At 62.9% G+C, this 21,192-nt stretch carries 16 protein-coding genes and 2 pseudogenes; 12 read left to right on the forward strand and 6 right to left on the reverse strand.

Annotated elements, in window-relative coordinates; translation table 11 throughout:
* Positions 1 to 178: 178 nt before the first annotated feature.
* The gene (locus tag M727_RS0134360; protein ID WP_027156281.1) at positions 179 to 1,306 is read right to left on the reverse strand and encodes an S-(hydroxymethyl)glutathione dehydrogenase/class III alcohol dehydrogenase; all 1,128 of its coding nucleotides are present in this window, start codon (positions 1,304 to 1,306) and stop codon (positions 179 to 181) included.
* A 199-nt stretch (positions 1,307 to 1,505) separates the two neighbouring features.
* Here M727_RS0134360 and M727_RS0134365 point away from each other — a divergent pair, with 199 nt between their 5' ends.
* The 4 genes from M727_RS0134365 to M727_RS0134380 all read left to right on the forward strand — a co-directional run bounded on the left by M727_RS0134365 (position 1,506) and on the right by M727_RS0134380 (position 9,392).
* Complete coding sequence (locus M727_RS0134365; RefSeq protein ID WP_027156282.1) at positions 1,506 to 3,518, forward strand: acetyl/propionyl/methylcrotonyl-CoA carboxylase subunit alpha; 2,013 nt, start codon at positions 1,506 to 1,508, stop codon at positions 3,516 to 3,518.
* A gap of 325 nt (positions 3,519 to 3,843) precedes the next feature.
* Entirely contained in the window at positions 3,844 to 7,371 is a 3,528-nt protein-coding gene (dnaE, locus tag M727_RS0134370) for a DNA polymerase III subunit alpha (RefSeq protein WP_027156283.1), read from the forward strand.
* Positions 7,372 to 7,474: 103 nt separating this feature from the next.
* The gene (locus tag M727_RS0134375; protein ID WP_027156284.1) at positions 7,475 to 8,485 is read left to right on the forward strand and encodes a methyltransferase; all 1,011 of its coding nucleotides are present in this window, start codon (positions 7,475 to 7,477) and stop codon (positions 8,483 to 8,485) included.
* A 103-nt stretch (positions 8,486 to 8,588) separates the two neighbouring features.
* A complete protein-coding gene (locus M727_RS0134380; protein ID WP_027156285.1) occupies positions 8,589 to 9,392 on the forward strand; it encodes a potassium channel family protein in 804 nt (267 codons plus the stop codon).
* A 103-nt stretch (positions 9,393 to 9,495) separates the two neighbouring features.
* Here M727_RS0134380 and M727_RS0134385 read toward each other — a convergent pair whose 3' ends face one another.
* On the reverse strand, positions 9,496 to 10,377 hold the full coding sequence (locus tag M727_RS0134385; RefSeq protein WP_027156286.1) for a DMT family transporter: 882 nt from the start codon (positions 10,375 to 10,377) through the stop codon (positions 9,496 to 9,498).
* Between the two features lie 154 nt (positions 10,378 to 10,531).
* Between M727_RS0134385 and M727_RS0134390 the strand changes: the two genes are divergently transcribed.
* Positions 10,532 to 11,038: a hypothetical protein gene (locus tag M727_RS0134390; RefSeq protein WP_027156287.1), complete on the forward strand. Its 507-nt coding sequence runs from the start codon at positions 10,532 to 10,534 to the stop codon at positions 11,036 to 11,038.
* 95 nt (positions 11,039 to 11,133) lie between these two features.
* Here M727_RS0134390 and M727_RS0134395 read toward each other — a convergent pair whose 3' ends face one another.
* Positions 11,134 to 12,462 carry a DNA polymerase IV gene (locus M727_RS0134395; RefSeq protein ID WP_027156288.1) on the reverse strand — a complete coding sequence of 443 codons (1,329 nt, stop codon included), beginning with the start codon at positions 12,460 to 12,462 and terminating at the stop codon, positions 11,134 to 11,136.
* 68 nt (positions 12,463 to 12,530) lie between these two features.
* Between M727_RS0134395 and M727_RS38915 the strand changes: the two are divergent.
* From M727_RS38915 to M727_RS42170, 3 genes and pseudogenes are all read left to right on the forward strand, one after another.
* Positions 12,531 to 13,107, forward strand: a pseudogene (locus M727_RS38915) (GNAT family N-acetyltransferase).
* A gap of 134 nt (positions 13,108 to 13,241) precedes the next feature.
* Positions 13,242 to 13,965 (forward strand): annotated as a pseudogene (locus M727_RS38920) (DUF6065 family protein).
* A 572-nt stretch (positions 13,966 to 14,537) separates the two neighbouring features.
* A complete protein-coding gene (locus M727_RS42170) occupies positions 14,538 to 15,056 on the forward strand; it encodes a hypothetical protein (protein ID WP_156941741.1) in 519 nt (172 codons plus the stop codon).
* Here the strand turns inward: M727_RS42170 and M727_RS0134415 are convergent.
* Together M727_RS0134415 and M727_RS0134420 are read right to left on the reverse strand one after the other, a co-directional pair.
* The gene (locus M727_RS0134415) at positions 15,000 to 15,791 is read right to left on the reverse strand and encodes an anti-sigma factor (protein ID WP_027156289.1); all 792 of its coding nucleotides are present in this window, start codon (positions 15,789 to 15,791) and stop codon (positions 15,000 to 15,002) included. The two genes, M727_RS42170 and M727_RS0134415, sit on opposite strands and share 57 nt — an antisense overlap.
* A complete protein-coding gene (locus M727_RS0134420; protein WP_027156290.1) occupies positions 15,788 to 16,330 on the reverse strand; it encodes an RNA polymerase sigma factor in 543 nt (180 codons plus the stop codon). The genes M727_RS0134415 and M727_RS0134420 overlap by 4 nt, the downstream gene beginning before the upstream one ends.
* A 125-nt stretch (positions 16,331 to 16,455) precedes the next feature.
* Between M727_RS0134420 and M727_RS0134425 the strand changes: the two genes are divergently transcribed.
* Positions 16,456 to 17,880, forward strand: a complete 1,425-nt coding sequence (locus M727_RS0134425) for a S8 family serine peptidase (RefSeq protein WP_027156291.1) — start codon at positions 16,456 to 16,458, stop codon at positions 17,878 to 17,880.
* A 150-nt stretch (positions 17,881 to 18,030) separates the two neighbouring features.
* The gene (locus M727_RS38930; RefSeq protein ID WP_051505872.1) at positions 18,031 to 19,524 is read left to right on the forward strand and encodes a hypothetical protein; all 1,494 of its coding nucleotides are present in this window, start codon (positions 18,031 to 18,033) and stop codon (positions 19,522 to 19,524) included.
* 24 nt (positions 19,525 to 19,548) lie between these two features.
* Here M727_RS38930 and M727_RS0134435 read toward each other — a convergent pair whose 3' ends face one another.
* Positions 19,549 to 19,848, reverse strand: coding sequence for a DUF3572 domain-containing protein (locus M727_RS0134435; RefSeq protein ID WP_027156292.1), 300 nt, complete (start codon positions 19,846 to 19,848; stop codon positions 19,549 to 19,551).
* Between the two features lie 249 nt (positions 19,849 to 20,097).
* Between M727_RS0134435 and M727_RS0134440 the strand changes: the two genes are divergently transcribed.
* Positions 20,098 to 20,454 carry a response regulator gene (locus M727_RS0134440; protein ID WP_287247952.1) on the forward strand — a complete coding sequence of 119 codons (357 nt, stop codon included), beginning with the start codon at positions 20,098 to 20,100 and terminating at the stop codon, positions 20,452 to 20,454.
* 33 nt (positions 20,455 to 20,487) lie between these two features.
* A partial coding sequence (locus M727_RS0134445; RefSeq protein ID WP_027156293.1) for a response regulator occupies positions 20,488 to 21,192 on the forward strand: 705 nt, incomplete at its 3' end.

Below are 21,192 nucleotides of genomic sequence, written 5' to 3' on the forward strand. Positions count from 1 at the left end.
GGGAGAAAGACGCCTTCGCAAGGATTTCGCCAATCTTCAGCGTGGCAGAAAGCGTGCCGACGTTGCGATCAGCCCCTTCTCCCCGTCACTATACGGGGAGAAGATGCCGGCAGGCAGATGAGGGGCAGCGCAAACCTGAAGCGATTACTTTGCTTCCTCCCGGCCACGTCGCAAATTCTCAATAGACCACCACGCTCCTGATGCTCTTGCCCTCATGCATCAGATCAAAACCCTTGTTGATGTCCTCCAGCTTCAGCGTGTGGGTGATCATCGGGTCGATCTCGATCTTGCCGTCCATGTACCAGTCGACGATCTTCGGCACGTCGGTGCGGCCGCGCGCGCCGCCGAACGCGGTGCCCATCCAGGTGCGTCCGGTGACCAACTGGAACGGCCGCGTCGAGATCTCCTGACCGGCGCCGGCAACGCCGATGACCACCGACTTGCCCCAGCCGCGGTGCGATGCCTCAAGCGCTTGGCGCATCACCTTGGTGCTGCCGGTGCAGTCGAACGTATAGTCGGCGCCGCCGATCTGGTCGGCGCCGCGTTTTGTCATGTTGACGAGATAGGGCACAATATCGCCGTCGATCTCCTTCGGATTGACGAAATGCGTCATGCCGAATTTCTCGCCCCATTCCTTCTTGTCGTTGTTCAGGTCGACGCCGATGATCATGTCGGCGCCGGCCAGGCGCAGTCCCTGGATGACGTTGAGGCCGATGCCGCCGAGGCCAAAGACGGCGGCCGTGGCGCCGATCTCGACTTTTGCGGTGTTGATCACCGCGCCGATGCCGGTGGTGACGCCGCAGCCGATGTAGCAGATCTTGTCGAAGGGCGCGTCGGGATTGACCTTGGCCAGCGCGATCTCGGGCAGCACGGTGAAGTTGGAGAAGGTCGAGCAACCCATATAGTGGAAGATCTTGTCCTTGCCGATCGAGAAGCGCGACGAGCCGTCCGGCATCAGCCCTTGCCCCTGCGTGGCGCGGATCGCGGTGCACAGATTGGTCTTTCTGGACAGGCAGGACGGGCATTGCCGGCATTCCGGCGTGTAGAGCGGGATGACGTGGTCACCCTTCTTGACCGAGGTGACGCCCTTGCCGACATCGACGACGATGCCGGCGCCCTCATGGCCGAGGATCGCCGGAAAAATGCCTTCGGGATCGGCGCCCGACAGCGTGAACTCGTCGGTGTGGCAGATGCCGGTCGCCTTGATCTCGACCAGCACCTCGCCGGCTCGCGGGCCGTCGAGGTCGACCTCCAGGATTTCCAGCGGCTTTCCGGCGGCGACAGCGACAGCGGCACGGGTTTTCATCGGGGCTCTCCTCTCAAGCCAAATCGGCAATCGAGGCGAGCTTTAGCGTATCTGCAGGTTCTGGACTATGGGACGAATTGACAGTTCGGTGCCGGGTTTTGGTCGGCACCAGCCGACTTACGCCCGGATATGCGCCTGCGTGCCTTGACCGGCCGGGCCAAGCCCATAAAAGAAAGGCAGCCGAGGGAACAAAACCCGTATGTTCACAAAAATCCTGATCGCCAATCGTGGCGAGATCGCCTGCCGCGTCATCAAGACGGCGCGCAAGATGGGCATCGCCACCGTCGCGGTCTATTCGGACGCCGATCGTGACGCCGTGCATGTCGAGATGGCCGACGAGGCTGTCCATATCGGGCCTTCGCCGGCGTCTGAGAGCTATCTGGTGCCGGAGAAGATCATTGCCGCCTGCAAGGCGACCGGTGCTGAAGCCTTGCATCCCGGCTACGGGTTTTTGTCCGAACGCGCCTCCTTCTGTGAAGCGCTGGAGCAGGAAGGCATCGTCTTCATCGGCCCGAAACCCGGAGCGATCAGGGCGATGGGCGACAAGATCGAATCGAAGAAATTCGCCAATGCAGCCAGGGTCAGCACGGTGCCCGGCTGGCTCGGCGTCATCGAGAATGCCGGTCATGCCGAGAAAATAGCCGGCGAGATCGGCTATCCCGTGATGATCAAGGCCTCGGCCGGCGGCGGCGGCAAGGGCATGCGCATCGCCTGGAGCAAGGCCGAGGTGCGCGACGGGTTCGACCGGGCGCGGTCGGAGGCCAAAAGCTCGTTCGGTGACGACCGCGTCTTCATCGAAAAGTTCGTGGTCGATCCGCGCCATATCGAAATCCAGGTGCTGGCCGACGCGCATGGCAATGCGCTTTATCTCGGCGAGCGCGAATGCTCGATCCAGCGCCGCAACCAGAAGGTCGTCGAAGAGGCGCCTTCCCCTTTCCTCGATGCCAAGACCCGGAAAGCCATGGGCGAGCAGGCGGTAGCGCTGGCCAGCGCGGTCGACTACCAGAGCGCCGGCACGGTCGAGTTCATCGTCGATAGTGAAAAGAACTTCTATTTCCTTGAAATGAATACGCGATTGCAGGTCGAGCACCCGGTGACCGAGCTCGTCACCGGCATCGATCTGGTCGAGCAGATGATCCGCATAGCGGCCGGCGAAAAGCTCGCCATCAAGCAAAGCGACGTCAGGCTGAACGGCTGGGCAGTGGAAAGCCGGCTCTACGCCGAGGACCCGTATCGCAATTTCCTGCCGTCGATCGGGCGGCTGACGCGATACCGGCCGCCGCAAGAGGGACAGTCCGGCGACATCGTCATCCGCAACGATACCGGGGTTACCGAGGGTTCGGAAATCTCGATGTTCTATGACCCGATGGTCGCCAAGCTGTGCACATGGGCGCCGACGCGGCTCGCGGCAATAGACGCCATGTCGGAGGCGCTCGACAGTTTTGTCGTCGACGGCATCGAGCACAACATGCCGTTCCTGGCAGCACTTATGCAGCATCCGCGCTGGCGGGAAGGGCGGATCTCGACCGCCTTCATATCAGAGGAATACCCCGACGGCTTCGCGCCGATCGTGCCTGATAGCGAGGAAAAGGCCGTCCTCGCAGCCATCGCCACCGCGGTCGAACTGCTGCGCCGCGACCGGCTCGACCGGCTCGGCGGGCGGCTGGCGCCGCACTCGGGTGTGCTGAAACGCGATTGGGTGGTCAAGATCGGCAAGGATTACCTTTCGGCCTCGGTTCTCGAAGGCATGATCTCAATTCCGATGGCGATTGGTCTGTCGATTGACGGCTGCACGGCGCTGACGGTCACGTCCGACTGGCGTCCGGGCGACCTGATCTGGCGCGGCACCGTCGGCGAGCGAAGAATCGCCGCGCAGGTCAGGCCGGTGCTGAACGGGCTTCGCGTCGCCTGGAAAGGCATGTCGGTGAGCGTACGCGCCATGCTGCCGCGCACCGCCGAACTCGAAAGGCTGATGCCGGAAAAAGTGGCGCCCGACACCTCGAAGATGCTGCTCTGCCCGATGCCCGGCCTTGTCGTGTCGATCGCCGTTGCCGAAGGGCAGGAGGTCAAGGCCGGCGAGACGCTGGCGGTCGTCGAGGCGATGAAGATGGAAAACGTGCTGCGCGCCGAGCGCGATCTCACCGTATCGAAACTCAAGGCAAAACCGGGCGACAGTCTCGCCGTCGACGCGGTGATCATGGAATTTGCGTGAGGATGCCGTCACTTGGCACCACCGACAGTTATAAGGCAATTGCATTGGTTGGCGCTGCTCCTCATTGCCCTGCCGGGCATTTCTCCCCGTATAGTGACGGGGAGAAAGGGGCCTTCGCACAGGATTTCGCCAATCTCCAGCGTTGCAGAAAGCGAGCCGAGGTTGCGGCCAGCCCCTTCGCCCCGTCACTATACGGGGAGAAGGTGCCGGCAGGCGGATGAGGGGCAGCGCCAGCATCGACAATTGGCCTGTCGCTGGACTCGCATCGTCCAGTGCCGGACAATACATCCTCATCGACTGAGTCCTCTCAAACGGCGATAAAAAAATGGCGAATGAGACACTTCCCCGCGATCCGTTGCGGCGCGAGGCCTTTGTGAAGGCGTCGCGGCCGGAAGCGCCGGCGCGGCCGTTCATTCATCTGCGCGTTCATTCGGCCTATTCGCTGCTCGAAGGCGCTTTGCAGCTCGGCACGGTTGCCGCCCATGCGGTCAAAGATGACGCACCGGCCATTGCCGTCACCGACACCAACAATCTGTTCGGCGCACTCGAATTTGCGCAAAAGGCGGTGAAGGAGGGTATTCAGCCGATCATCGGCTGCCAGACCGCTCTGGCTTTTTCCGGTGAAGCCAGCGACAGCCAGCGCGACCGCAGGCGGCAAGGCCCAGAAATGCGGCCCGTGGTTTTGATCGCGGCGACCGAGGCCGGCTACAGCAATCTGGTCAGGCTGGTCAGCCGGGTCTATCTGGAAACGCCGCCCGGCGAGGCCGTGCATCTGACGACCGAGATGCTGCAAGGCCATTGCGAGGGCCTGATCTGTCTCAGCGGCGGGCCGCGCGGCCCGATCGGCAACGCGCTGAAAGAGGACCGCCGCGACCTCGCCGAGACGCGGCTTCTGGCGCTCAAGGCGCTGTTCGGCGACCGGCTCTATGTCGAGCTCGAACGGGTTTCCGGTTATGACCGGGCCATCGAGAAATCGTCAGTCGACCTCGCCTATGTCAATGACTTGCCGCTGGTTGCCACCAATGAGGCGTTTTTCTCCTCGCGCGACGACTATGAGGCGCATGATGCGCTGATCGCCATCGCCGAAGGGTCGGTCGTCGCCGTCGACAATCGCCGGCGGCTGTCGCCCGACAATTTTCTGAGAAGCCAGGCCGACATGGCGAGGTTGTTCGTCGATCTGCCGGAGGCGATCGACAACACCGTCGAAATAGCGCTGCGCTGCTCCTACTATCCCAAGACCCGCAACCCGATCCTGCCGCGCTTTGCCGGCGGCGATGTTGCCGACGCCGACGCGGCTGTTAAGGCGGAGGCGCAGGAGCTTGCCAGACAGGCGCATGAAGGGTTGGAAGCGCGGCTCGCCGCGCACGGCCTGGCCCCTGGCTATACGGTCGAGCAATACCGCGAAAGGCTGGAATTCGAGCTCGGCATCATCGAGAAGATGAAATTCCCCGGCTACTTCCTGATCGTCGCCGATTTCATCAAATGGGCGAAGGCGCAAGGCATCCCGGTCGGGCCGGGGCGCGGTTCGGGCGCCGGCTCGCTGGTCGCCTATTCGACCACCATCACCGACATCGATCCGCTGCGCTTCTCGCTGCTGTTCGAGCGCTTCCTCAATCCCGACCGCGTCTCGATGCCCGACTTCGACATCGATTTCTGCCAGGACCGGCGCGAGGAGGTCATCCGCTACGTCCAGCAGAAATACGGACGCGACCAGGTCGGCCAGATCATCACCTTCGGCACGCTGCAGGCCCGCGCGGTGCTGCGCGATGTCGGCCGCGTGCTGCAGATGCCCTATGGCCAGGTCGACAAGCTCAGCAAAATGGTGCCGTCGAACCCGGCCAATCCGGTCAAGCTCGCCGACGCTATCGCCAACGAGCCGCGCTTTGCCGAGGAGGCGGAGCGCGAGCCGATCGTGCAGACGCTGCTCGACATGGCGCAGAAGCTGGAAGGGCTCTACCGCCACGCCTCGACGCATGCCGCCGGCATCGTCATCGGCGACCGACCGCTTTGGGAGCTGGTGCCGATGTACCGCGACCCGCGCTCCGACATGCCGGTCACCCAGTTCAACATGAAGTATGTCGAGCAGGCCGGCCTGGTGAAGTTCGACTTCCTCGGCCTGAAGACGCTGACGGTGCTGGAGACCGCGGTCAAGCTGATCCGCCGCCGCGGCATCGAGATCGATCTTGCCCACATTCCGCTCGACGACCCCGACACCTATGCCATGCTGTCACGCGGCGAAGTGGTCGGCGTGTTCCAGGTGGAAAGTGCCGGCATGCGCAAGGCTCTGATCGGCATGCGGCCCGACTGCATCGAGGACATCATTGCGCTGGTCGCGCTTTACCGGCCGGGCCCGATGGAGAACATCCCGACCTACAACGCCAGAAAGCATGGCGAGGAGGAGATGGCGTCGATCCACCCGAAGATCGACCATCTGGTGAAGGAGACGCAAGGCGTCATCGTCTACCAGGAACAGGTGATGCAGATCGCGCAGGAGCTAGCCGGCTATTCGCTGGGCGAAGCCGACCTGCTGCGCCGCGCCATGGGCAAGAAGATCCGCGCCGAGATGGACAAGCAGCGCGAGCGCTTCGTCTCGGGCGCGATCGAGCGCGGCGTCGGCAAGCCGCAAGCCGACTTCATCTTCGACCTGCTGGCAAAGTTCGCCGACTATGGTTTCAATAAGTCGCATGCCGCCGCCTATGCGGTCGTCTCCTACCAGACGGCCTATCTGAAGGCGCACTACCCGGTCGAATTCCTGGCCGCGTCGATGACGCTCGACATGGGCAACACCGATAAACTCGCCGATTTCCGCCAGGATGCGCTGCGCCTCGGCATCGATGTCGTGGCGCCGTCGGTGATATCAAGCTTCCGCGCCTTCGAAGTCGCCGAGAACCGGATCTTCTATTCGCTGGCCGCGCTCAAGGGCGTCGGCGACGCGGCGGTCGAGCATATCGTCGCCATGCGCGGCGAAAAACCGTTCAAGAACCTCGCCGATTTCTGCGAAAGGGTCGACCCGAAGATCGTCGGCAAGCGCGTCTTCGAAAGCCTGATCATGGCCGGTGCGCTCGACTGCTTTGGCCACGAGCGCGCCGCGATGCTGGCCGGCGTCGAGCGGATGATGGGGCTGGCGTCTCTGGCGCAGCAGAATGCAATGTCCGGCCAGCACGACATTTTCGGCGCCTCGCTCGGCGCACAGTCGCAGGCGCTCAACCTGCCGGCGACCGACCCGTGGCTTGCCGCCGACCGCCTGCACCGTGAATTCCAGGTGGTCGGCTTCTATCTATCGGCGCACCCGCTGGACGAATACAAGGCGGCGCTGCAGAAGATGCGGGTGCAGACCTGGGCCGAGTTCTCGGCCGCCGTCAAACGCGGCGCTGCCGCCGGGCGGCTTGCCGGCACCGTCACCACCAAGCAGGAGCGCAAGACGCGCACCGGCAACAAGATGGGCGTCGTGCAGTTCTCCGACACGTCGGGCCAGTATGAAGCAGTGCTGTTTTCCGAAGGTCTGGCGCAATATCGCGACCTGCTCGAGCCCGGCCGTTCGGTGGTGGTCACCGTTTCGGCCGAGGACAGGCCCGAAGGCGTCAATCTGCGCATCCAGACGGTGCAGTCGCTGGAGGACGAGGCAAGCCGCATCCAAAAAGCCTTGCGCATCTTTGTCAGGGATGACCGGCCGGCGTCGGCGATTCAATCGCAGCTTACCCAGCGCGGCGACAGCCAGGTGAGCATTATCGTCATCAAGGACGAGGCGCAGGGCGAGGTCGAGATCGAACTGCCCAACCGTTACCGCGTCTCGCCACAGATCGCCTCGGCCATGCGGGCGGTGCCGGGCGTGGTGGAGGTGGAGTTGGTGTGAGCTAACGACCGTATTCCGCCAGCCCGGTCGCATTGCCCGGTGACGATGCCGCTGGTATTGTGGGCTCGGCGGCCTGGGTCTTTTGGCGCCGGGGGAGTGCGTCATGGATGAGCGGGATGCCGCTGCCGAACTCCAGAAAATGGTCAATGGCTTCCAGGTATCTCAGGCGATATGCGTCGCCGCAACGCTGGGCATTGCAGACCATCTCAAGGACGGAAAACGCACCAGCGGCGAACTGGCCGTGCTGACCAATACCCATCCGCAGGCGCTCTACCGGCTGCTGCGCGCCCTTGCGTCCGCCGGCGTGTTCCATGAAGCGAAAGACCGGTCCTTCTCGCTGACCCCGGTTGGCGGCGCGTTGCGATCCGACGTTCAGCATTCGGTCGCGTCGTGGGCAATTCTGGCCGGACGGCCGTATTTCCGTCAGGCATGGAGCGATCTGCTGCACAGTGTCAGCACCGGCGAAAACGCCTTTCGCCACGCTTATGGCAAGGGCGTTTGGGAATACCGGGCGGAGCATCCGGAAGAGTCCGTCGTTTTCGACCGGGCGATGACGGCCATGTCGCGTGGCGTCGCCGCTGCGGTGCTCGCGGCCTATGACTTCCGGCAGTTCTCTGTCGTTATGGATGTAGGCGGCGGGCAGGGCGCGCTGCTTGCCGAAATCCTCCGCCGCAATCCCGGCCAGCGCGGCATTCTATTCGATCAGCCGCAGGTCGTGGCGAAGGCCGGCCCGGTCTTCGACGCCGCGGCTGTGGCCGATCGCTGCGACATCGTCGCCGGCGATTTCTTCGTCTCGGTGCCCGAAGGAGCCGATGCGATTGTGTTTAAATGGATCCTGCATGACTGGGACGACGACACAAACATCCGGATCCTGAAAAGCTGCCGCCAGGCGATTCGCCCAGAAGGCAAACTGCTGGTGCTCGAGAGCATTCTGGCGCCGCCCAATGAAGGCGCCGTCGCAAAATTCGGCGATCTGAACATGCTGGTCATGCCGGGCGGGCAGGAGCGCACGGCGGAAGAATTCAGGTTGCTGCTTGTCGCGTCGGATTTTCGGGTCGCGAATATCGTTGAAGCCGGACCTCGCATCAGCATCATCGAGGCCGAACCGGTCTGATTGCTTTCCGGGTGTGGAACGCTGCGGATGTACTCAAGCCACAGCGGCTTGCCTCTGCTCTGCCCACTGGACGGCTGTCGCAGCGAGCGTTATCGCAATTGTCATGAAGGCGCCGGAAAGGGACGGAGTGCAGGATTTTTCAGCCTTGACGCGGCTGCGCGACACATTGCGCAAACTCTATCACGGGCGCACGCCTGCGGCTTTCCGGTTTCAGCTGGCGGCTGTTATCATCGACCTTGCCATCATCGCCTTCTTCATCGCCACACCGGTGATCCAGGAATCGTCCTCGTTCCTCTGGCTCGATTATTCAGTGGCAGCGCTTGTCGCCGCCGACATGATTGCCCGGCTGCTGGCGTCAAACAACATGCTGCGCCTGATGAAACAGCCGACGTCGTGGGTCGACGGCTTCATCCTGCTGACGCTGCTGATGCCTTCGGCGCTGGCCAATCTGGGTTTTCTGCGCATATTGCGGCTGTGGTCGCTGTCGCGCAGCGGCGCGCTGTGGCGGTTTTTCGAGATGCGCGGCCTCAAAAAATGGCGCGAGGCAAGCCATGCAGTCATCAATCTCCTGACATTCCTGTTTGTCGTCACCGGTTTCGTCTACACCTTCTTCTTCCGCACCGGGGCCGGTCTCGAAGGCTATGTCGATGCGCTGTATTTCACCGTCGCCACGGTGACCACGACCGGCTTCGGCGACATCGTCCTGCCGGGGATAGCCGGCAAGCTCACCGCCATCGTTACCATGATCATCGGCATATCGCTGTTCGTCAGGCTGGCACAGGCGCTCTTCCGTCCCAACAAGGTCTTCTTCCCGTGCCCGCAATGCGGCCTTCAGCGGCATGAAGCCGACGCCGTCCACTGCAAGGCCTGCGGGCATCTCCTCAATATACCCGACGAAGGCGACTGAAATGGGAGGCTAAGCGCGGTTTTGTGGAAACAAAACCGCGCGGTAGCTCTTTGCTTTGACGCATTTTGTCGGACGCCAAACGAAGCCGTTTGGCTGCAACATGCTAAGACGCTGCCACTTCCGCTGGTTTGGTCGCCTTTTTCTGCAGATTGAGCAGATTGCCCAGCAGGATCAGCAAGGCGCCGCCGGCGGTGAAGGCGTCGATCTGCTCCTGATACAGCAGCCAGCCGATCAGCGCCGACAGCGGCACGCGCAAAAAGTCCATCGGCGAGATGACGGTAGCGTCGGCATAGGCGAGTGCACGCGCCATGCAGAAATGCGACGACATGCCGGTGAAGGCGATCAGCAGGATCCAGGGCCACAGCTCGAGCGGCGGGTTGCGCCATTCGTGGAGCGCCGGGACAAGGCCGAGCACGGACTGGATGACCAGCATCCAGAAGATGATGGACACGACGCTGTCCGTTCGCGTCAGCGATTTGACCAGGACCACGGATATGCCGAAGCAGACCGCGGCACCCAGCACGACAACATGTCCCGGATCGACCGAGCCGACGCCCGGACGGACGATGATCAGCACACCGATCAGCCCGAGCACGATCGCTGCAAGTCTGGGCCGGCTTAGTCTTTCACCAAGAAAGCCGACCGCCAGAATGGCCGTCCAGATCGGCGTCGTGAATTCGATGGAGATCAGCACGGCCAGCGGGATCAATGTCAAGGCGTAGAGCCATGCCGCCTGGCCGACAAAATGGACGACGTTGCGGGCGATATGGGCGGTGGGGCGTTTGCTGCGCATCGCCGCAAAACCGCCTGACATCATCACCAGCGGCAGGAGGATGAACAGGCCGATCACCGATCGCAGCTCCAGTACCTGGAATACATTGAGCTCGGCCGTCGTGGCGCGGCCGGCGACCGACATCGTCAGAAACGATGCGATCGACAGCGCCATCCAGAACGCAGCCTTGGGGATCGAGGGCAAGGGTGCCATGCGCGCTATGTCGCAAGTCGGGACTTTCACCGCAACCGTTAGTCGACGCATTCGGCTGGGCCAGAGCGGCGCGTTGCAAAACGGTCATGTTGAGGGCGGAACCTGCCGTCACGGCGAGCGTTGGTCCAACAGCCAGATCAAGGGGAGAGATCCAATGAAATCATGTGCACGATTTGCACTTGCCGGCTGCCTGGCGGCTGCCGCCGGCGCGGCTCATGCCGATGAGGCCCATTTTCTTCGCTCGTTCGAGGGGAATTTTGCCGGCAAGGGTACCGTCAAGGTAACCACCGAGGCGCCGACGGTGAACGTCTCCTGCCGCTTCAATTCCGACGCGACATCGAGTTCCTTGTCGCTGGACGGCACCTGCCGCGGTCTCGTCGTGGTGACGCGCGCCATCAGTGCCGATCTGAAATCCAGCGGGACGAAGTACACCGGCACCTATGTCGGATCCCGCACCGGGCCAGCGCAGCTCAGCGGCAGGCGCTCGGGCAATGCGATCAATCTCGGCATCCGCTGGGCGAAGGAGGTCAACGGCGATCGCACCGCGCAAATGACCGTCGAGAAGAACGGCGAGGACGGCATGCGGCTGACCGTTATCGACGTCGATCCCAAAACCGGCGAGCGCGTGACGACCAGCCGGATCGATTTGCGACGCATCTGAAGGGGCCTGCTTTACCTTTCTTGTTTGCGCGTGATCTTTCGGAAAACCGCTTGTCGCTTGCGCGGACCTTCTTCGGGGTCCCGCTTAAACTAAAACTAGTCCTCGATCGGCTCTGGCGGGTGGGCATTGCGGCCCTTGCCGAAGGTGTAGCCGGTCTCCACCGCCCTGCGGCCGAACTTGTCGCGCAACCTGTCGATGGCGCTTTCGGCCATGGCACGCTTGCGCGACTGGATATCGACGAGGTCGGGCGGATCGGCCTTTTCGTCATTCGAGAGGTCGCTGACGCCGATGCCGAGCAGCCGGTATCGGGTGCCGTCCGCCTCCTTGCGCAGCAGCTCGAGCCCGGTTGAGAAAATGCGGTCGACCAGCCGTGTCGGGTCGCCGAGTTGCCGGTTGCGCGTGCGGGTCTTGAAATCCTGCGTCTTCAGCTTCAGCACGACGGTGCGCCCGGCAATGCCGGACTTCTTCAGCCGCCCCGAGACTTTTTCCGACAGCGCTCTCAGCACCGAAACCAGTTCATCGAGGGAGGCGATGTCGGCGTCGAAAGTGGTCTCTGCCGAGACGCTTTTCGCATCCTGGTCGGGGTGGACGCGGCGGTCGTCCTCGCCGCGTGAAAGATGGTACAGCCGGTCGCCCATCACGCCGTAGCGGCGCATCAGGTCGCCGCGCTCCATGCGCTGCAACTGGCCGATGGTGCGGATGCCGTCGCGTTCAAGCGTGGCGGCGAAGGCTTTTCCCACCCCCCAGATCAGCGTCACCGGCTGCTCGGCCAGAAAGCCGGTCGCCTCGGCCTCGCCGATCACCGAAAAGCCGCGCGGCTTGCGAAAGTCCGACGCCACCTTGGCCAGGAACTTGCAGTAGGAAAGGCCTGATGAAACGGTGATGCCGATCTCTTTCTCCACACCCAACGCGAAGCGCGCCAGCACCACCGCCGGCGGCAGGCCATGCAGGCGCTCGGTGCCGGAAAGGTCCAGAAACGCTTCGTCGATGGAGATCGGCTCGACCAGCGGCGTCAGCGCCTGCATCATGGCGCGCACCTCGCGGCCGACGCGACCATATTTTTCCATGTCCGGCGGGATGACGACCGCTTCCGGACAGGCTTTGAGCGCCTTGAACATCGGCATCGCCGAGCGCACCCCGTGGATGCGGGCGATGTAGCAAGCGGTGGAGACGACGCCGCGCTTGCCGCCGCCGATGATCAACGGCCGGTCCTTCAGCGCCGGGTTGTCGCGCTTTTCGACCGCCGCATAAAACGCGTCGCAATCGATATGGGCGAGATGCAGCCGATAGATCTCCGGATGGCGGGCCAGCCGTGGACTGCCACAGCGCTCACAGCGCCGTGCCTCACCGCGCTGAAAGGTCAGGCAGTCGCGGCAAAAACCGTGATCGGGATTGTTGACAGGAACCGCCATCGCTGCGAACATAAAGAGAACAAAAGCAATGGTACGTCAGGACGGACGCCACGACAAGGCGGTGGGCCGGGAGAGAGTTCGTGAATACGACCATAGCGCCGCTGGTGCCCGAGCTTTGGGCGGATTTTGAAAGATCTTTTCGGTAAGCAGGGCGCCTGCTACGGCTGCTGGTGCACACATTTCCGGCTGTCGCCGGCAGCGCGCCGCGCCAGAAACGGGGAACGCAACAAGGACCACATCAAGGCGCGGATCGAGGCCGGGTCGCCACCGGGCCTGCTGGCGTTCGAGGAGGGTAAGGCGGTCGGCTGGATGCAGATCGGCCCGCGCGCCGACGTGCCCGAATGGAACAACAAGGGCAGGGGGTCGGCGCCGGTCGATCCCGCCGACGCCACCGATCCGGGCGTCTGGGGGATTTCCTGCTTCTTCATCCGCGTCAAGGCGCGCGGCCGGGGCGTGACGCACCGGCTGGTCGAAGGCGGCATCGAATTTGCTCGCCAGAATGGCGCTCGGCTGGTCGAGGCATGTCCGATCGACCTGTCGAAAGATTCGCGTTCGATCGGGCTGTTCGTCGGCTCGTCGCTGGTCTTCGAGAAAGCCGGTTTCGAGAGGCTGGTCGAGCGCAAGGCAGGCCGGCCGCTGATGCGATTGGTGCTTTAGACAATGCTGCTGTGCGCGCCGCTGTCGCTCTGGGCGGCTAAACTATCGTGGTCTGCCTGCATCGGCATACGCCCACCCGGGAATAAATCCGGCTGCGGCCCGTTCCTCCTCGGATTTTTCCATGGAGGCCATCGATGCTTCATTTTTCCCAGACTTCTCAGAAGACCTCTCGCTCGATCCGGTTTGCCTGTCGGCCGGAAGATCATGGCGTCATCGCGCCGCCAGTGGCGGCCAAGACGGTCCTGCCGGATTGGTTCCGCAAATTGCCGCCGGTCGATGCGCAGCAAGCCTCGGCCACCAACAATGGCCTGACCGTCAAGCGCTGCATGCCGTTTCTCGACGCGATGACAACCGGCTGGATTCTGCCGCTCGCGGCGACCGTCCGCCTTGAGATCAAGGATGGCGGCAGCGCCGTCGATGCCGGCTGGGAGTTCGACAGGGTGATGGTCAGCAATCATGGCGCCCATTCAGGTCGCCGGCAATCCGAAGGAACCGGCACCGCCATGCAAGTTTCACAATTACTGGTCGATCCGTACCCCGCCGGGCTGGAGTTGTCTGTTCCTGCCGCCGCTCAATCGGCCGGCTCAGCCTTTCGAATGCGTCGCCGGCATCGTCGATACCGACACCTATGCAGCCCACATCCATTTTCCGTTCTTTGCGACGGCGCCGGATGGCCTCTATGTCATCGAAAAGGGAACGCCGCTGGTCCAGGTCATACCGTTTCGCCGCGAAGATTCGGCGCTCAAGGCCGAAATCCAGGCGGAGACCGGAGCCGAGGCGACCGAGCGCGAAACGGTCTACCGCAACACGATTGCCAGCGAAGGCTGGTATCGCAAATGGGCCCGCGCGGCCCGCTAGACTTCTCCTGGAGAACAATGCGAAACGGGGCCGCTGGGCCCCGTTTCTTTGTGGAGCGCGGCCGACTTTTAGTCGAAGCGCATCGCCGCTCAGAATAAAAGCGCTCTGTAGCGATCCTTCGCGCCCCCTCTGTCCTGCCGGACATCTCCCCAACTTGGGGGGAGATTGGCAGCTTCGCGGACAGCGTCCTTTTTGCAAGGTTTGTGATTGGCGAAATCAGTGATGAAGGCCAATCTCCCTCCTTGTGGGGGAGATGTCCGGCAGGACAGAGGGGGGCGCTGTCCCTCGGCGATCAAAGGTTCTGCACCGCAGCAGCGCTCCAAGGTAACGGAATGGATCCCAGGGTCTGCACCGCGTCGCTTCGCTCCTTGCTCCNCCCTAAGATTACGAACTCGTGGTGGCCCATGCCAATCGCCAGCGAATGCGAAACGGGGGCCGGCCGGCCCCCGTTTGTCTGTGGATTGTTTTAGAGCGGCGGACACAAGTCGAAGCGCGCCGCCGCTCTATCGCCCGGCCCGCGTCAACGCCGCCAGTTGCGCGACCACCCGCGATCCGAACCGTTCGAGTTCGAGTTGGAGGAACTGTTCGACGATGAGTTCGAATTCGAGTTGCTCGAGGAATTGGAGCTGGAGTTCGAAGACGAGTTCGAATTCGAATTGCTCGACGAATTAGAGCTGGAATTCGACGAACCGTTGGACGACGAATTGGAGCTCGAATTTGAAGAGCTGTTGCCAGCGACGATGAAGGAACCGTCGCTTTGGCTGGACATTGCGGCCGGCGGACGCTCGGTTTCCGGCGCCCCCGCGGGAGACTCCTTCGCCTGCGCCGTGGTGCTCGCGAGCGCTGCCATTCCTGCGACCAGTGTCGACTTGAGCTTCCAGTGTCTTGTCATGGTAGTTACTCCTTGTTTCAGACCGGACCGGCAGTTGCGGCCCGGCGGAGTAACGGGCGATCGCCGGCTTTATTCCATTCAAAGAAAGTTGGATTCCATTTCAGAGCAAGCCGGGTCAGAGCAAGCCGGGGCCGTCGCAGTTTCACTTCCGGTCCTTCTGACGGATCTCGTCCAGCGCTTTGACTTCCTCCTCGGCTGACATCGGAGCGCCGGCTTCAATCGCCGAAAGATAGGCGTCGAGGGCTTCGGTCGACGAGGCCGGGGCATAGCCTCCGGCGTCGCCGGGCGCGACGACGGCGAAGCTGACGCGCCATTCGTCACCGGAACGGCAGGCGACCGACATCGCCGTGGAGCGGTCCTGCGAGTCGACCTCGAATTCGCGGCACAGATCCTGCTTATCGTTACGGAACGTAGCGATGGCCCGGAACCGGTCGCTGATCCCGGCGAGCTTGATTTCCTTGCCGGACTCGACCGTTTCAAGGGCCTGGGCCAGGCCCGGCCTGATGACGCCGGCAACCCACAAGCCGCCCTGCGTGCGTTCGTTGCTGCCTGCTGCCCAATAGCCGGCGAGCCCGCCGACAATTGCCGCCGCGAGAGAGGCGGCAATTGGCAGCATCCATCGAGACCTCGAAGCAGCCCCTGCTACGCGCCTGCTGCCGAAGGGCAATATCGATGCCGTCGCCGCTTTCTCGCCGGCACGCCTGGCCTCGATCATCTGCTCGACGGCCGCGACAAGTTTTTCGGGAACCGGCTCGTCGAGCAGCGGCTTCAGCGCGGCCTGCGCCTGCGCTCTGGTTTCGATGAACACAGCAATCCTGGCAACCAGACGGTCGTCCGTTTCCATCGCCTGCTCGATCCTGGCGACCATGTCCGGATCAAGCTCACCGTCGGCGAACCGCATCAGGATTTCGTCCGAAAAAGTCTCTTCGGTCATTTTGCAGCCCCTTTTGTGACCGGAGAACGGGTGGGCGCCGAAGATATTCCAGTCGCCTCCGCCAGATTCCTCCTCGCTCGGGCAAGCCTGCTCATCACCGTCCCGATCGGCACGGCAAGGACCTCCGCGGCTTCCTTGTAGGAAAGCTCTTCGACACAGACCAGAAGCAGCACGTCGCGCTGGTCGGCGGCGAGCTCGCCTATGGCTTGCGCCACGCTGTTCAGCGCCAGCCGCGCCTCCATCTCGCGCTCACCGGAAACGCCGGCGATGTCATGGTGCTCGTCGATATCGTCCTGCGGGCCGGCGACCTTGCGCTTGCGGATGTCGTCGATCCACAGATTTCGCAGGATCTTGAACATCCACGCGTCGAAGCGCGTCCCTGGCTCGAAACGCTGCTCGTTGGCGAGCGCCCGTTCACAGGCGCGCTGGACAAGATCGTCCGCCATGTCGCGGGACCGGCACAGCGCAATCGCGAACCGGCGCAGATTCGGCAGAAAAGCGACAAGCTGATCTTGGACGCGGTCGGCTTTTTCCGGCATGTTGCTCCAGGTTCTGGAATAAAGCGGCCCCGCCCCCGTTCCTCGCAAGGCTAGCTTATTGCCGGACAGCTCCGCTAGCCTCGCGATGTTGAAAATCGGCGACGGCCGGAAATGTGAGGGAGACCATGCGCGCCACCTCCTGGTTGAGACCGAAAGCCCTGCTGCTTTTCTGGGTCGCCGTCGCATTGCTCGTCGATCCTCAAGCGCCGGGCGGCCAACTGGCGCTCGGCGAGTTCGGACCAAGATCGGCGTTGGCCGATGACGACGGTGGCGGCGACGATGGCGGCGGTGATGACGGTAGTCGGTCCGGCGCTTCGCCTGGTGGGTCGCGAACGACGCCCCGCCGATCGACCGGACCGAACCTGTTTCGCGCGCTGACGGATCGGTTTCTTCCGCGCCCGCCAAGGCGCGGCGGCAGGCGTGCGCAACGGCCAGCCGCCCCTTTGCCGTCTCGGGCACCGGACCAGATCGTGGCGACCGGGCTGAGTTCGGCTGAGATCGGTCGGCTTCAGGCAACCGGCTTCACCGTACTGGACCGTGCCGCCATTCAGCTTCTTGGATCGGAGCTGATTCGGTTGCGCATTCCACCCAACATGCCGCTGGAGGCTGCGCGCGATCTTGTCATCGATGCCGCTCCGCAGTCGACGGCAGATTTCGTGCATTACTACCGGCCCGGACAAGAAGCCGAATGTGCCGGGCCGCACTGCGCCGCCGCGGGCCTGATCGGCTGGCCGGCCGGTAGCGGACTGCCAGCCGGCTGCGGTGGCAATGTCACGATCGGCCTTATCGACACCGCGATCAATCCTGCGCATGACGCCTTCTCGAAAGGCCGGGTCGAAGTTCTTCGCCTGTCGGACGACGGCGTTCCCGAGTCCGGCCGCCAGCACGGCACCGCCGTCGCGGCCCTGCTTGTCGGCGGCGCCGTCAGCCGTACTCCCGGCCTGCTGCCGCACGCCAGGCTCATCGCGGTCGATGCGTTTCATCGGGGCGATCGCCAGGATGACCGCTCGGACGCCTACGATCTGCTTCGCGCGCTCGACCTTCTTTCGGCGCGCGGCGTGCAGGTGACGAATATGAGCCTGTCGGGACCTGCGAATGCGCTTCTCGAGCAGGTTGTCCGAAGACTCTCCGAACGCGGCATGGTGATCGTCGCCGCCGCCGGCAATGGCGGCCCAAAAGCCGGGCCTGCCTATCCGGCGGCCTATGCTGAAGTGATCGCGGTGACGGCGGTCGACCGCATGAAACGCCCCTACAGGCGCGCCGGCCGCGGCGAGCATATCGACCTGGCCGCTCCCGGCGTCCAAGTGTGGACGGCCGCGTCGGTCAGCGGCGCACGGCCGAAGACCGGCACCTCCTTCGCGGCGCCCTTCGTCACCGCAGCCGCTGCCTTGATGAAATCTGCAAACGGCAACGCCACCGCAGCCGACATTCAAGACGCGCTCGGCAAGTCGGCGGAAGATCTCGGCGCGCCGGGCAAGGACGACGTCTTCGGCTGGGGCCTGCTCAATGCCAGCGCCGCTTGCCTCGTCACGTCGAAGAAGGCGACCTGAAGCTCCACTGTCGATGCCGGAGGATAGCGCGGAGGGCGAAGGCTGGTTATAGACCGGCTTCCAGCCCCAACGAGGGGATTGCACCCCGACGGTTTCCGATTACGGTTGCGGCTGGAGTTTTTACCACAGAAACAGCAACGGAGATTCTGCGTGAATCGTGTTCTGCCGGCCGTCTTTGTCCTCGCGCTCAGCGCGCCTGCCTTCGGCCAGACCGTCGACGGCGAGGGTGCCAAGCAGCTCTCCGAAAATCTGTCCCGCTATTTCGGCAGCAAGGCGATCGACAGCGGTTTCCTGAAGGTTTCGGTGGAAGGCGACGCCTACAAACTCGCCGTCGATTTCAAACCTGTCGTGGACCTGCTGGCGGCGCAGAATTCCTTCAAGTTCGACTTCAGCCCCTACGCATTGCTCGTCAAGCCAGGCAGCAACGGGACATGGAGCGTCTCGGCGGACGTGTCGCAAAGCGGGTCCTTCGAGTTCAAGGGGCCAGAGGGCCCGCAAAGCATGCAGTTCTCGATTACAGACGGCAAGTTTTCCGGCGTCTACGATCCCGAACTGGCGGCTTTCACCAGCGCCACACAGTCGATAGCCGGGATGACGATGAATTCCCGGGACGCCGTGCAGCGCGCCAAGGTGAGCACCGGCGCCGGTACGGCCACCATGAACGCAAGCAAAGCTGCGAATGGCGGCGTGGATTTTACCGCGACGCAGTCGCTCGCCGATTTCGCCGAAGCGCTCGACTTTGACGAACCCAAGAGCGGGCTGAAATTCCCGCTCACGATCAAATCGCCAAAGCTGTCGGTGAACGCGACCGGCAAAGGCGTGCGGACCAGGCCGCTTCTCGATCTGCTGGCATTTGCCGTCGCCAATGAAGACGAGGCTAGACTGAAGGCCAACCAGGCGCAGCTCAAATCGCTGCTGCTCGCCGCGCTGCCGCTGTGGGAGCGGATCGACGGAACCTACGGGTTCAAGGAGCTCACCGTCGAAAGCCCGGTCGGGCTTTTCGGGGCGACTGAGCTGGACACAGGCTTCGGGACCGACGGCATCGCCCAGAACGGAGCAATCAACTACTCGATCAGGGCCGCGGGACTGAAGATCCCTAACAATCTCGCGCCCGCCTGGAGCACGGCGCTGCTGCCGACCGATGTCAATCTGAGTTTCGGCGGCGCCAATATCGATCTCGACAGCATGGCGAAGAAGGCGATCGAAGCCTTTGATCTGAACAAGAATCCACCGCTGCCGGCCGACTTCGGCGATACCTTGACCGCTGATTTCATGGCCAAGATGCCGAAATTTGTCATCGGCCACAGCACGGTGAAAAACGGCGATATGGAAATCGCGATGGAAGGCGAGATGACGTTCGCCGGCATGAAGCCGGAGGCCAATGTGACCATCGATATCGCAGGCTATGACAGGATCGTGGAAAGCCTGCAGGCGGCAGCGAAGTCGGAGCCGGAAGCCGCGCAATATGTGCCGGTGGCGCTTGCGATCAAGGGATTCGGCAAGACGCTGCCGGACGGCCGCATCGAATGGGTCGTCAACGGCAAGCCGGACGGTTCGGTCACCGTCAATGGTGTCATGGTGAAGCCGGCCGATCCGGTTGCGAATAATGAAGGCGACGACGGCGAAGAAGAAGCGACGCCGTAGGCGTTTTCGCGATCCGATCGTCGCTTATATCGAATGCTCATGGTCGTCGTCGCCAAGCGGCAGCGCCCGCAGCGCCTTGCCGACGGAAGCCGGCGGCGTGCCGGTTTCCGCCGCGAACCGCATGAGCGTCGGCTCGTGGGCGAGGATGAACTGCAGCACGCCGGCCAGGAATCCCGGCTCGCCGGCGGCCTGGCGGATCGAATGCGCCTCGATGCCGGTGATCGCCAGGAAGCGGGGCAGAAGTTCCGGATCAGCGGCGACGAAGCCCAATGCCTTCACGGCAATGGTTTCCGCTTCCTCGCGCATTGACCCTGGGTTTGCCATCACTACCTTCTTGTGGGTTGAATGAGTCTGTTTTTGGCAGTAATCGCAAGCGTCGCCTGCGGCAAGCCATCTGTCTCTGCAATGCGGAGTTCGCGGTGAAATCCGAAGCTTTTCCGGCAGCCGGTTTCCGTTTCGTCAATTATCTCGCGGTAGAGTTGAGCAGGGTTTGGTGCGTACCGGCGAGGGCGCATGGCGGCATCCTTCGAGCGGAAGGCAGGCCGGGACGGGAATTTGATGCCTAAGAAGGTCATGATCGTCGAGGACAACGAGCTCAACATGAAGCTCTTTCGCGACCTCATTGAAGCGAGCGGTTACGAGACGGTACGCACGCGCAACGGTCTGGAAGCGCTGGATCTGGCGCGACTGCACAAGCCGGACCTCATTTTGATGGACATCCAGCTGCCCGAAGTGTCGGGGCTGGAAGTGACCAAATGGCTGAAGGAGGACGACGACCTCCATGTCATCCCGGTCATTGCCGTCACCGCATTCGCGATGAAGGGCGATGAGGAGCGTATCCGCCAGGGTGGCTGCGAAGCCTATATTTCCAAGCCGATCTCGGTGCCGCGTTTCATCGAAACCATCAAATCCTACCTGGGCGACGCCTGATGCGCCCTTTCAGCCGAGCCGGAGCTTTATGAGATGACCGCACGGATCCTCGTCGTCGACGACATCCCTGCCAATGTCAGGTTGCTCGAGGTCCGGCTGCTTGCCGAATATTTCGAGGTGCTGACCGCCACCAACGGGCCGGACGCGATCGAGACCTGTGAAAACGGCAAGGTCGATGTCGTATTGCTCGACGTGATGATGCCTGACATGGACGGTTTCGAAGTCTGCCGCCGGCTGAAGAGCGATCCGGCGACGTCGCACATCCCGGTTGTCATGATCACCGCGCTCGACCAGGTTTCGGACCGGGTGCGCGGCCTCGAGGCCGGTGCGGACGATTTTCTGACCAAGCCGGTCAACGATCTGCAATTGATGACCCGCGTCAAAAGCCTGGTCCGGCTGAAGACTTTGACCGATGAGCTGCGCCTGCGCGCCTCGACCACGCGCAATATCGGCATCGAGGAGCTGTTGAGCCGCAATTTCGCGTCCGCGGACACCACGCCGAAGGTTCTGCTGATCGACGAGCGCAAATCCTCCATTGAGCGCGTCCAGAAGATGCTGCGCAGCAGCGCCGACCTCGACATCGCCACCGATCCGCATGCCGGCTTCTTCCAAGCCGCCGAGACGCCCTATGAATGCGTGATGATCTCGACGGGTTTTGCCGATTTCGATCCGCTCAGGCTCTGCTCGCAACTGCGTTCGCTCGATCGCACCCGTTTCGTGCCGATCATCCTTCTGGCG

This window comes from Mesorhizobium sp. WSM2561, assembly GCF_000513915.1.
GTDB lineage: Bacteria > Pseudomonadota > Alphaproteobacteria > Rhizobiales > Rhizobiaceae > Mesorhizobium > Mesorhizobium muleiense.

Coding starts and splice junctions, on each gene's coding strand:
- M727_RS0134420 (WP_027156290.1), bottom strand. CDS start 16,330: ATGCCGGAAAAAGCCGACCGCGTCCAAGATCAGCTTGTCGCTTTTCTG.
- dnaE (WP_027156283.1), top strand. CDS start 3,844: ATGGCGAATGAGACACTTCCCCGCGATCCGTTGCGGCGCGAGGCCTTT.
- M727_RS0134380 (WP_027156285.1), top strand. CDS start 8,589: ATGAAGGCGCCGGAAAGGGACGGAGTGCAGGATTTTTCAGCCTTGACG.
- M727_RS0134395 (WP_027156288.1), bottom strand. CDS start 12,462: ATGTTCGCAGCGATGGCGGTTCCTGTCAACAATCCCGATCACGGTTTT.
- M727_RS0134435 (WP_027156292.1), bottom strand. CDS start 19,848: ATGGCAAACCCAGGGTCAATGCGCGAGGAAGCGGAAACCATTGCCGTG.
- M727_RS0134385 (WP_027156286.1), bottom strand. CDS start 10,377: ATGGCACCCTTGCCCTCGATCCCCAAGGCTGCGTTCTGGATGGCGCTG.
- M727_RS0134375 (WP_027156284.1), top strand. CDS start 7,475: ATGGATGAGCGGGATGCCGCTGCCGAACTCCAGAAAATGGTCAATGGC.
- M727_RS0134390 (WP_027156287.1), top strand. CDS start 10,532: ATGAAATCATGTGCACGATTTGCACTTGCCGGCTGCCTGGCGGCTGCC.
- M727_RS0134440 (WP_287247952.1), top strand. CDS start 20,098: ATGATCGTCGAGGACAACGAGCTCAACATGAAGCTCTTTCGCGACCTC.
- M727_RS0134360 (WP_027156281.1), bottom strand. CDS start 1,306: ATGAAAACCCGTGCCGCTGTCGCTGTCGCCGCCGGAAAGCCGCTGGAA.
- M727_RS0134425 (WP_027156291.1), top strand. CDS start 16,456: ATGCGCGCCACCTCCTGGTTGAGACCGAAAGCCCTGCTGCTTTTCTGG.
- M727_RS0134365 (WP_027156282.1), top strand. CDS start 1,506: ATGTTCACAAAAATCCTGATCGCCAATCGTGGCGAGATCGCCTGCCGC.
- M727_RS0134415 (WP_027156289.1), bottom strand. CDS start 15,791: ATGACCGAAGAGACTTTTTCGGACGAAATCCTGATGCGGTTCGCCGAC.